General features: G+C 40.9%; 11 protein-coding genes. 5 read left to right on the top strand and 6 right to left on the bottom strand.

The features are described 5' to 3' along the window. Positions 1-15 precede the first annotated feature (15 nt). The 4 genes from FEK29_RS12700 (at position 16) to FEK29_RS12685 (ending at position 2,435) form a co-directional block, all read left to right on the top strand. Positions 16-447: a hypothetical protein gene (locus FEK29_RS12700; RefSeq protein WP_138258813.1), complete on the top strand. Its 432-nt coding sequence runs from the start codon at positions 16-18 to the stop codon at positions 445-447. A gap of 10 nt (positions 448-457) precedes the next feature. Continuing rightward, complete coding sequence (locus FEK29_RS12695) at positions 458-1,078, top strand: ExbD/TolR family protein (RefSeq protein WP_138258812.1); 621 nt, start codon at positions 458-460, stop codon at positions 1,076-1,078. A gap of 22 nt (positions 1,079-1,100) precedes the next feature. Beyond that, a complete protein-coding gene (locus FEK29_RS12690; protein WP_125221272.1) occupies positions 1,101-1,583 on the top strand; it encodes an ExbD/TolR family protein in 483 nt (160 codons plus the stop codon). 171 nt (positions 1,584-1,754) lie between these two features. Further along, positions 1,755-2,435 carry a porin family protein gene (locus FEK29_RS12685; RefSeq protein WP_138258811.1) on the top strand — a complete coding sequence of 227 codons (681 nt, stop codon included), beginning with the start codon at positions 1,755-1,757 and terminating at the stop codon, positions 2,433-2,435. On the opposite strand, the gene FEK29_RS12680 is transcribed toward FEK29_RS12685, so the two are convergent. From FEK29_RS12680 to pyrH, 6 genes are all read right to left on the bottom strand, one after another. Further along, a complete protein-coding gene (locus tag FEK29_RS12680; RefSeq protein ID WP_138258810.1) occupies positions 2,430-3,035 on the bottom strand; it encodes a hypothetical protein in 606 nt (201 codons plus the stop codon). The two genes, FEK29_RS12685 and FEK29_RS12680, sit on opposite strands and share 6 nt — an antisense overlap. Next, positions 3,035-4,492, bottom strand: coding sequence for an RNA polymerase factor sigma-54 (gene rpoN / locus FEK29_RS12675; protein ID WP_138258809.1), 1,458 nt, complete (start codon positions 4,490-4,492; stop codon positions 3,035-3,037). Before rpoN ends, FEK29_RS12680 begins: the two co-directional genes overlap by 1 nt. Before the next feature lie 38 nt (positions 4,493-4,530). After that, positions 4,531-5,964 (bottom strand): asparagine--tRNA ligase, encoded by a 1,434-nt coding sequence (gene asnS, locus FEK29_RS12670; RefSeq protein WP_138258808.1) that lies wholly within the window; start codon positions 5,962-5,964, stop codon positions 4,531-4,533. Between the two features lie 82 nt (positions 5,965-6,046). Next, positions 6,047-8,434: an efflux RND transporter permease subunit gene (locus FEK29_RS12665; protein WP_138258807.1), complete on the bottom strand. Its 2,388-nt coding sequence runs from the start codon at positions 8,432-8,434 to the stop codon at positions 6,047-6,049. A gap of 211 nt (positions 8,435-8,645) precedes the next feature. After that, positions 8,646-9,200, bottom strand: a complete 555-nt coding sequence (frr, locus tag FEK29_RS12660) for a ribosome recycling factor (RefSeq protein WP_138258806.1) — start codon at positions 9,198-9,200, stop codon at positions 8,646-8,648. A gap of 39 nt (positions 9,201-9,239) precedes the next feature. Then, complete coding sequence (gene pyrH, locus FEK29_RS12655) at positions 9,240-9,947, bottom strand: UMP kinase (RefSeq protein WP_138258805.1); 708 nt, start codon at positions 9,945-9,947, stop codon at positions 9,240-9,242. Between the two features lie 174 nt (positions 9,948-10,121). Here pyrH and FEK29_RS12650 point away from each other — a divergent pair, with 174 nt between their 5' ends. Beyond that, positions 10,122-11,993 carry a M61 family metallopeptidase gene (locus FEK29_RS12650; protein ID WP_138258804.1) on the top strand — a complete coding sequence of 624 codons (1,872 nt, stop codon included), beginning with the start codon at positions 10,122-10,124 and terminating at the stop codon, positions 11,991-11,993. Positions 11,994-12,016: the final 23 nt, after the last annotated feature.

Raw genomic sequence — 12,016 nt, 5'->3', positions numbered from 1 at the left:
CCTAAAAATAGTATCATGCAAAAAATAATTAAAATAGCATTGATTGTCATTGGCTTACTAAGTGCGGTACTTTGGTATATGTTGCCAAGTAGTGACATGCCGGCAGCCGAGGCAGCTCAAAGCGGAGCAATGAACGGAATGTTCGTTATCACATATATTCTTTTAGGAATCGCTGTGGTAGCTGCATTGTTGTTCACCTTAAAGAATTTGTTTTCTAATCCTCAAGGCCTAAAAAAGACACTATTTGTAGTTGTTGGGTTGGCAATAGTTGTTGGTATTTCATACGTGCTTTCAAGCGGTACGGATGTAGCACCAGAGTATATGGCTATGTCCAGCGAGTCTACGGTGAAAAAAATAGGTATGGGATTGAACGTATTTTTCATTTTGACTGCAGTTGCGGTTGTTTTGATGGTTCTTCCTGGGGTTAAGAAACTATTTGGTAAATAAAAAATAAGTTATGGCTAGAAGAGCAGGAGCACCAGAAGTAAATGCAGGTTCCATGGCGGACATAGCGTTTCTACTGCTCATCTTTTTCTTGGTAACTACTACTATAGAAACGGATGCAGGTTTGGACCGTATGTTGCCTCCAATTGAACCGCCCGATCAAGATGTTGTAATTAAGCAGAAGAATATCTTTCAGGTAAACATCAACAAAAATGGTCAATTACTGGCTGATGATGAGTTGATAGAAATTTCGGATTTAAGGGAGAAGGCCATGGCGTTCTTGGATAATGGGGGAGCACCTCAAGGGAGTCCCGATTATTGTAGCTACTGCAAGGGGTCCAGAGATGCATCTTCATCGGACAGTCCGGCAAAAGCGATTATCTCCTTAAAAAACGATAGGGAAACAAAGTATTCTACTTACATCACAGTTCAGAATGAACTAGTAGGAGCCTACAACGATCTAAGGGATAGGGAAGCACAAAGACTCTATGGTAAGAACTTCGTAGAGATGGAGGCAGAATACCTTAATCCTGAAACTTCGGAGGAAGCGAAGGAGGAGCTTAAGGAAAAAGTGCAGCGTATTCAGGAACTATTCCCTCAAAAGTTATCCGAAGCTGAAACCACTACCAATTAATAAAGAATAAAACTGAAACACTATGTCTAAATTTGCAAAGAAAAAAGATGGTGAAGTACCAGCGGTATCAACTGCATCACTTCCTGACATTGTATTTATGCTTTTGTTCTTTTTTATGACGGTAACCGTTATGAAAGATAGTTCTTTAAAGGTTGAGAATGTATTACCTAATGCCAATGAGGTCAAGAAATTAGAGAAAAAGGATAGGGTAATTTACATATACGTTGGTAAGCCAACTAGGGAGTACGAAAAAGTATATGGAACGGAGCCTCAAATACAATTGAATGATAAGTTTGCCAAGCCATCTGAGGTTGGTGACTATATCTTAATGGAAAGGGCCAAGAAACCTCAAGAATTACAGAACGTATTGACTACTGCTTTAAAAGTTGATAAAAATGCCAATATGGGACTTATATCAGATATTAAGCAAGAATTGCGTAAAGTGAATGCATTAAAAGTAAACTATACAACGTATGAAGGGGATGCCTTTAGGAACCTTCAATAGCTTGTAATTTTTCAAACTTAATAGAAAACGCTTCAAAATTTTTTGAAGCGTTTTTTATTCGTATAAATCAAGATATTAATTCCTTAAGGCCCTGGCTGCTTGTAAAAACCAGGTTTCTTTGTTACAATCTTAATTCTTTTTTAATGTAATTTTCATGATTAATTTTGGAGTATGAGGCTTTTCATATTTGTGTTGATTTTCATTTCTGGCTTGGCATGTTTTTCCCAAAATATGTCTACTGCTAACAGCGAGCGGTACTTTGAAGATCAATTTTATTTGGGTATTACTTACAACTTTATTCGGAATCGACCGGAGGGCTTAAATCAAAGAAACCTATCCTATGGACTTCATGGTGGTATTTTAAAGGATATACCGTTGAATGGAAAGGGAACAAAAGCGATTGGAGTAGGTTTGGGTCTTGCCTTGAACACCTATTACTCCAATGTAGTGGTTTCCGAGCTTCCTGATGGCTTTGTATATGATTTTGGCGGTACTATCCCGGGTTTTAAAAGGAGTAAGGTGGAAACGCATTTAATTGAGTTTCCTTTGGAGTTTAGATGGCGCAATTCCACCTTGGAGGATTACAAATTTTGGAGGATATACGCAGGAGTGAAATTTGGATATGTGGTTGGGGCCAGGTCTAAATTGGTAACTTCCGACTTTAGGGATGGCTTTTTCAATACCGATGTAAATAGTTTTCAATACGGACCAACTTTTAATGTTGGATATAATACCTTCAATGTCCACATTTATTATTCGTTGACAGAGTTATTTGGGGATAACGCAATTCTAAATAATGAGTCTATTGATATTAAGCCGTTAAGGGTCGGTTTAATTTTCTACATTCTATAACCAAAACTTTACCGTAAGAAGTTGGGACAAAAGTCCAATCAACAAACCTACAATAATTTCTAGTTTTGAATGTGCCTTAAGGTACAACCTAGCGGAAACAACAATACCCGTCATCAAGGTCATGAGGCCAATGGCGATAATGATGTTTATCTCAAAATGGATGCTAAGGTTGATTAGGTACATGAGTATACCCGCAGTCCCAACCGCATGTAAACTTGTCTTAAAATTGAAATAAATCAGCAATAAGCATGCAAATGCGGCTCCCATGAGTCCCACGAAGTAATAGTAAAGTTCCGCGATGTAGTTGTTGGGGATTACCTTGAACAATATCAACCCCAGTAAGATGATATGTATGAATAATGGGTACCTTCTTTCGTTGACAGAGTTTAAAAATATGGAGTTGGTTACCCCTAGGTTTTTTAGGATTAAAAAGGTTATTATTGGGATAATGACCGTTAGGATAAATATGGGCAGGATATTGCCGCTTTGTATTTCTAGGGGACTGTACTTTGGGGTGGTCAAGAAATAGGCTGCAGTACCCGCAATCGGTACAAAAATAGGATGAAAAATATAGGATATTGTTTGAAAGAAAAGTTTCATCAAATTTCCTTTCTCAATCTGGCAACCGGAATATCCAATTGTTCTCTATATTTTGCAACCGTCCTCCGGGCAATAGGATATCCTTTTTCCTTTAGGATAGCCGCAAGTTTGTCATCCGTCAGAGGTTTTCTTTTTTCTTCATTTTTGATGACCGTTTCCAATATTTTTTTGATTTCCTTGGTAGAGACGTCTTCCCCCTGATCATTTTTCATGGATTCTGAAAAGTATTCCTTGATCAGTTTTGTTCCATAGGGCGTATCTACATACTTACTATTGGCCACCCTGGAGACAGTACTCACGTCCATATCTATTTCATCGGCAATATCCTTTAGGATCATAGGGCGCAGGTTTCGCTCGTCCCCGGTTAGGAAATACTCCTTTTGATACTGCATGATGGCGTTCATGGTAATGAACAAGGTCTGTTGGCGCTGTCTGATGGCATCTATGAACCATTTGGCGGCATCCAATTTTTGTTTGATAAAAAGGACCGTATCCTTTTGGGTTTTGGTTTTGTCTTTGGATTCCTTGTAGCCTTTGAGCATGTTGCTGTACTCCTTGGAAACGTGCAATTCCGGTGCGTTACGTCCATTAAGACTAAGTTCGAGCTCTCCTTCCACTATACGTATGGAAAAATCCGGCACTACATGTTCTATGATTCTAGTATTGCCCGAATAGGAACCACCCGGTTTTGGGTTCAATTTTTCTATTTCGGAGATTGCATCCTTTAATTCTTCTTCGGTAACATTGTGCTTTTGGATGAGTTTTTTGTAGTGTTTTTTGGTGAATTGATCAAATGACTTTTTAAGAATGGCTTTAGCTAACTCGATACTTGGGGTAAGCTCTTTCCGTTCCAATTGAATAATAAGGCACTCTTCCAAAGACCTGGCCGCTACCCCTGGGGGATCCAATTCCTGTACAATGGATAGCACCTTTTTTATCGTTTCCTCGTCCGTAAAGACATTTTGTGTAAACGCAAGATCATCTAAAATATCTGAAATGGGCCTTCTTATATAACCGCTTTCATCCACACTGCCCACAAGAAACTCGGCAATCGCCCATTCCTCATCGTTTAGGTACACTGTGTTCAGCTGATTGATCAAATATTGATTGAACGTTGTTCCTGCTGCATAGGGAACGCTCTTCTCATCGTCGTCCGCACTATAATTATTGGATTGTGTCCTATAATCTGGGACTTCATCATCACTGAGATAGTCGTCTATGTTGATATCATCGGCAGCTATGGTCTCGCCATCGGATTCGTTCTCGTACATGTCGTCATAATCGTCCGTAGCGGTGTCCAGATCTTCCTTACCGCTTTCCAATGCGGGATTCTCCTCGAGCTCCTGTTTCAAGCGTTGCTCAAACGCCTGTGTGGGGAGCTGAATCAACTTCATCAACTGGATCTGTTGAGGAGACAACTTTTGGGAAAGCTTAAACTGTAAGTGCTGTTTTAACATCTCTCTTATTCACTATCTATAAAAATAACCAAATACGCTTAAAATTCGGCATTCTGAGGCGTTCTTGGGAAAGGAATGACATCCCTTATGTTGCCCATGCCCGTTGCAAATAACACCAAACGTTCAAACCCCAAGCCAAAACCACTATGAACCGCGGTACCAAATTTTCGTAAATCCAGGTACCACCAAAGTTCTTCTTCAGGGATATCCAAGGCGGTCATTTTCTGCTTAAGAACGTCCAAGCGCTCCTCCCTTTGCGAACCGCCAACGATTTCCCCAATTCCTGGAAATAGGATATCCATGGCCCTAACGGTCTTCCCGTCCTCGTTTAAACGCATATAAAAGGCCTTTATTTTTGCCGGATAATCAAAAAGGATGACAGGGCATTTAAAGTGTTTTTCAACCAGATAGCGCTCATGCTCGCTTTGTAGGTCAGCTCCCCATGCATCGATTAAATATTGGAATTTCTTCTTTTTGTTGGGACTGCTGTTCCTCAAGATTTCGATGGCTTCCGTATAGGTAACACGTTTAAAATTGTTGTCCGTAATGAACTTCAATTTTTCGATCAGGGCCATTTCACTGCGTTCCGACTGTGGTTTTGTTTTCTCCTCATCAAGTAATCGGGTTTCCAGAAACTTAAGGTCCTCTTCACAATGTTCCAGGATATAGCCAAGAACGTATTTGATAAAATCTTCTGCCAGATCCATATTGGCATCCAGGTCATAAAAGGCCATTTCAGGTTCAATCATCCAAAATTCGGCCAAATGCCTTGATGTATTCGAATTTTCCGCTCTAAAAGTAGGTCCAAAAGTGTACACCTTGCCCAATGCCATGGCGTAAGCTTCGGCCTCCAATTGCCCGGAAACGGTGAGATTGGTTTCCTTCCCGAAGAAATCTTCCTTAAAGTCGACCGTTCCATCTTCTTTTAACGGGGGGTTCTTTTCGTCCAAGGTGGTTACTCGGAACATCTCTCCGGCACCCTCGGCATCTGATCCGGTAATGATCGGTGCGTGAAAATAATAAAATCCATTGTCCCTAAAATACTGGTGGATTGCGAAGGCTAGGGCAGAACGTACGCGCATTACCGCGCTGAACGTATTGGTGCGAACCCTAAGATGTGCCTTCTCCCGTAGAAATTCCAATGAGTGTTTTTTTGGCTGAATAGGATAAACCTCTGGATTGGCATCTCCATGAACGAAGATATCCCTTACCTGAATCTCAACATTTTGTCCCTTACCCTGACTTTCCACTAAGGTTCCCGTAATCTTTAGTGCGGCACCAGTATTTACTTGCTTTAATATGGCATCATCGAACTTTTCAAAATCCACAACACATTGAATATTATGAAGTGTGGAACCATCATTTAGAGCGATAAACCGATTGCTTCTAAAAGTTCGTACCCATCCGTTCACGGTAATTTCCTGTAATAATTGCTTTCCTGTTAGGAGTTCTTTGATGCTTACTGAGCGCATTATAAATCGATTGAAAATTAAAAGCCAAAGATAGGTTTTTGACCCAAAAGAATAAATGAATAAGCATCGGTTTTAGCGGTACCTAATCGTTTTCCTCGTCCTGTGGCAGTATATCTATTTGTGGTTCCTTCAGGGTATTCTTGTTGGCGATGCTTTTCTCCAGGGAGAGCAATAGGGAAGGTAGCAAAATCAAGTTGGCCAACATGGCGAACAATAAGGTGGCCGAAACAAGGGCCCCCAAAGCGACCGTTCCCCCAAAATTGGAGATGATGAACACTGAAAATCCAAAGAAAAGTACAATGGATGTGTAGAACATACTAACACCTGTTTCGCGTAAGGCCGCGTACACGGATTTTTTGATCTGCCATTTTTTAGACTCCAGTTCCTGTCTATACTTGGCCAAGAAGTGTATGGTATCGTCTACGGAAATACCAAAGGCTATACTGAATACCAAAATGGTTGAAGGTTTAATAGGTACACCAATGAATCCCATGATGCCCGCGGTAACGATTAATGGCAACAAATTGGGTATGAGTGATATTACGATCATCCTAAAGGACCGGAATAGATAGGCCATAAAGAGGGCAATTAATCCAATGGCCAGCGCAAGTGACATTACCAAGTTTTTAACGAGGTACTTGGTTCCCTTCAAAAATAGGAGGGCACTACCGGTCATGTAGACGGAATAACGTTCTTCGGGAAATATTTTAGTGATATTCTCCAAAAGACGTTCCTCGATCTGTTCCATGCGGCTAGTCTTTACATCGCGCATGTAGGTAGTCATACGGGCCACTTGTCCTGTGCTGTCCACAAAACTATCCAGCAGATTGCTCTCATCCGATGATTTCCGGGCCACATCCATGATAAAGGTATTTTCCTGGCTGGTGGGTAATTGATAATACTTTGGGATTCCGTTGTAAAATGCCTGTTTGGAGTACTTCACCAGATTCACTACGGATAGGGATGGTGAAAGTTCCGGGATTTCGGCAATCACTTCACCAAATTGGTCCATTCTTCGTAGGGTGGCCGGCTTCATGACGCCTTTGGGATTCTTCGTGTCCACCACAATTTCAACAGGCATAATACCATCAAACTCATTTTCAAAAAAGCGTATATCCTTAAAAAATTCGGCCTTTTTGGGCATATCCTCAATGGGGCTTCCTGAAATATCTATTTGATAAATTCCGATGATGCTCACCACCAACAAGCAAATGGAAATGATATAAACGGCGATTCTTCTGTTACGGACGATATTTTCCATCCAATTTACGAAGGCATCGATCCATCTTTTGTTCAGGTGTTTTAAATGCCTGGTTTTAGGAAGGGACAGAAAGCTATAAACGATGGGTATAATCAAAAGTGACAATATGAAAATCCCGATAATATTGATGGAGGCCACAATACCAAATTCCTTCAGTAACTTACTATCGGTTATGATGAAGGTGGCAAAACCGGATGCCGTTGTAACATTGGTCATAAGGGTGGCATTTCCGATCTTGGAAATTACCCGTTGAAGTGATAAAGCCTGATTTCCATGTTTTTTGACTTCCTGTTGATATTTATTTATCAGGAAAATACAATTGGGGATGCCAATTACGATGATCAAGGGAGGAATCAATGCCGTAAGAACGGTTATCTCATATTGTAAAAGGCCTAATACCCCAAAGGCCCACATCACCCCAATTATAACAACACACATTGAAATGAAGGTAGCCCTGAAACTTCTAAAGAAAAAGAAGAAGATGAGTGAGGTCACCCCAAGCGCGGCCAAGATAAACTTGCCAATTTCGTCTATGATATTCTGGGAATTCATCGTACGCACGTATGGCATTCCAGAGATACGAACGTCAAAGTTGGTATCTTCCTCAAAGGTTTTGATCAGTCGGCTCAGGTCTTGTAAAATGAAATCCTTTCGGACACTGGTATTCACAATATCCTTGTCCAGATACATAACTGTTCTTATGGTGCCGGATTCTTTGTTGTAGATCAGGTTTTCGTAGAAAGGAAGTTCGTTGAAAAGGTGCTGGGTGATACGATTGACCTCAGCCCTGGAATCCGGGGTTTCCTCGATCAAAGGGCGCATCACGAATTTCTGTTCAACGGTATCCTTGACAAGTTCTTTCAGGTTATCCGTAGAAAGGACAAAATCGACTTCGGGGAAAGCCTCCAATTGCTTGCTTAGTTTGTTCCACCGATTGAAATTTTCCGGAGTGAACAAGGCGGAATCCCTGATGGCGAACACTACGGCGTTGCCTTCCTCGCCAAACTGATCCAGAAACTCCTGGTATTCCAAATTTATGGGGTGGTCGTCCGGAAGAAGATTGGCCTGGGAATTGGAAAAACGCATGTTATCCCATTGCATGGCGAGAAATATGGTAATTCCAGCAACCAAACATAAAATAAGAATCCTATTCCTCAGTATTATCCTGGCCGTTATTGGCCAAAACCCTTTGGTAAGTTTAGCAACCATACTTGTTTTTAGGCGATTGCAAAGGTAACCATTGTGGTTAATTGAACCTAAAAAGTATTGGAAGAATATAAATACGAAAGAGAGCGGACCACTGGTCCGCTCTCTTTGCTTCATACTTTTAAAAATAGATTAATAACTGGATTCTTAATCAATTCTTTTTGTAGCGGCATTTAACTTACCATAAAAAATCCCTCGATGAAAGCAGGTTTAATTAAACCTTCATTATCTCGGCCTCTTTTGCGCTCAGAAAATCGTCGATTTTCTTAACGTATTTGTCCGTTAGTTCCTGCACATCTGCGGTAGCGTTTTTTTCAAGGTCTTCGGAAACGTCCAAATCCTTGATTTCCTTATTCGCATCCTGCCTAGCACTTCGTACGCCTACTTTTGCGTGTTCTGCTTCGGCCTTTGCCTGTTTGGTCAATTGGACCCTGCGTTCCTCAGTAAGTGGCGGCACGTTGATTATGATAAGGTCGCCATTGTTCATAGGGTTGAAGCCAAGGTTGGCGTTCATAATCGCCTTTTCTATTTCGGGTAGCATTCCTTTTTCCCAAGGTTGTACGGAAATCGTCCTACCATCCGGTGTATTGATGTTGGCTACCTGGGACAATGGTGTTTGTGATCCATAATACTCTACCAATACGGAAGATAGCATCGCAGGACTGGCCTTTCCTGCCCTGATTTTAACAAAAGCCCTCTCCAAATGGGCCACTGCGGCATCCATACTTTCCTTGGCGGAGTCCAAAACAAATTGTATTTCTTCGTTCATATCAAAATTTTGTATTCAAAAGCACAAATTATACCAAAATTACATGTTCACGGTAGTTCCCACCGCTTCACCATCTACAATTTTCAATAGGTTTCCTTTTTTGTTCATATCGAACACGACAATGGGAAGTTCGTTTTCCTGACTTAGGGTAAAAGCCGTGGTATCCATAACCTTTAGTCCTTTTTGAAGAACGTCCTTAAACGAGATGGTATCAAATTTGGTGGCATTTTTATCCTTTTCTGGGTCCGAGGTATAGATTCCGTCCACCCTGGTTCCTTTTAAAATGACATCGGCTTCAATTTCAATGGCCCGTAAAACAGCCGCGGAATCCGTTGTGAAATATGGGTTTCCTGTTCCGCCCCCAAAGATAACGACGCGTCCCTTTTCCAAATGACGCATCGCCCTTCTTCGTATAAAAGGTTCTGCGACCTCGTTGATTTTAATGGCAGATTGTAATCGGGTCTGAACCTTCTTCATTTCCAAGGCACTTTGTAATGCCAAACCGTTGATAACTGTGGCCAGCATACCCATATGGTCACCTTGTACCCTGTCCATTCCGGTAGCGGCTCCGGCCAGCCCTCTAAAGATGTTGCCCCCGCCAATAACAATGGCCACTTCGATACCTTTATCCACTACTTTTTTAATCTCTTCGGCATATTCATCCAATCTTTTGGCATCTATACCATACTGTTTTTCGCCCATCAGGGCTTCACCGCTAAGTTTTAAAAGTATCCTTTTGTATTGCATTGTTTGATTTGTTTCAGAGCAAAAATAATGAAAAAAATCTATGGTGGACATGGTGATAACGGGGCCCCTAAAACATAATTATTTACTAATCGAAACGGCTATCATTGGTATTTTTAATATCCTTGCAGGAGGATTTGATTTTTTGACTAATAATTTGTAATAATGATAGAAAGAATGAAAAAAGTATTCTTTTATGTAATTGCAATAGCCTTTCTTTATGGTTGTGGTGCTGGTAAAAACTTAACGACCATTGATAAGGGGCCTGTCCAGGTCTTCATGGATTTGGTCAACGTTACCAATGATCAAGTGAAAGTAATAGTGGATCCCGGTGCCTTTACGGTAGATCAAATATCTTTTAGAATTCCTAAAACGGTTCCTGGTACCTACAGTGCCGATGATTACGGACAATATATAGAAGGTCTTGTTGCGTATGATTACTCAGGGAATCCTATGCAGGTATCAAAATTAGATGTAAACACGTGGAACATTTCCAACGCCACGATGTTGGACAAGATATCTTATTTTGTAAACGATACCTATGATACCGAAAACGAAGTGGAGGATGCCGTTTTCTCGCCGGCTGGAACGAACATAGAAAAGGACTCCAATTATATGCTGAATTTGCATGGATTCGTAGGTTATTTTGATGGATATAAGGAAATACCCTACCGATTAATCATCGAAAAACCTTCCGGTTTGGAAGCGGCTACTTCCTTGAACCAAGTTGTATTGGACGATGCTATCGAAAATGGGGATGTATTTATGGCAAATAGGTATTTTGAAATTATTGATAACCCAATTTTCTATACCAAACCTGATAAGGAGACATTCAAGGTAGGTGGGATTGAAGTTACTTTAAGTATATTTTCACCAACGGGAGCCTACCTAGCTAGTGATTTACGGAATCGAATGGAGGGCATGATGAGCGCACAAAAGGCATTTTTGGGAGATATTGATGCTACAAAAAGATATAATATTTTATTGTACCTGTCTACTATGGAAGATACGGATGCCAGGGGCTTCGGTGCCTTGGAACACCATACGTCTACTGTCGTGGTTTTACCTGAGGCGATACCTCAGGACAGATTGGAACAGGCCATGGTAGATGTGGTTTCCCATGAATTCTTTCACATTGTGACACCACTTTCCGTGCATTCCAATGAGATTCATTACTTCGACTACAATGACCCTAAAATGTCGCAACATTTATGGATGTACGAAGGAACTACAGAATATTTTGCCAACCTGTTTCAGGTGCATGAGGGGCTAATAGATGAAGCGGAATTTTATGAAAGGATGCGCACTAAAATGGATAATGCAAAAGGCTATGATGATGCCATGTCCTTTACCACCATGAGCATGAATATCTTGGAAGCACCCTACGAAAGTAACTACGCGAATGTCTATGAAAAGGGAGCATTGATCAATATGGCTTTGGACATTTTAATCCGTGAAAAAAGTAATGGGGAAAAGGGAGTGCTTTGGTTGATGAAGGAACTTTCAAACAAGTATGGGGTAGATGCCCCTTTTGAGGACGACAAACTTATTGATGAGATTGTATCTATAACATACCCCGAAGTACGGGATTTTTTCAATAAGCACGTAATAGGGAACACACCCATAGATTATTCCGTATACCTTGCTAAAATGGGATTGACCCTAAACGAAGTAGAGGAGAAATCAGGTTATTTTTTGCAAGGTGAAATACCTTATATCGATGTGGATCAATCCAATAATGACGCTATTTTCGTTCGAAAGGGAATCGAGTTAAATTCTTTCTTCAAAGGTTTGGGCGTTCAAGGAGGGGATGTTATCAAAAGCATTAACGGAACGGCCATAAACCTAGAGTCGATCAGACCAATTATAGGACAGAGTTTTGGATGGGGTCCTGATACGATGATAAAATTGGAATTGGAAAGGGATGGAGAAGTCGTAACGGTAGAAGGTGCCGTTGGAACCCCTACGATAGTTGTGAATAAGATTACCCCTATTGAAGATGTTTCAGATGAAATCAAAGCACTTAGAAACGCTTGGCTAAAAGGGTAGTGTCTGAAAAATTATGCAATAAA

Origin of the sequence: Maribacter aurantiacus, from assembly GCF_005780245.1 — a bacterium.
Classification (GTDB): domain Bacteria; phylum Bacteroidota; class Bacteroidia; order Flavobacteriales; family Flavobacteriaceae; genus Maribacter; species Maribacter flavus.
This window is presented reverse-complemented; position numbering and strand designations above follow the sequence as displayed.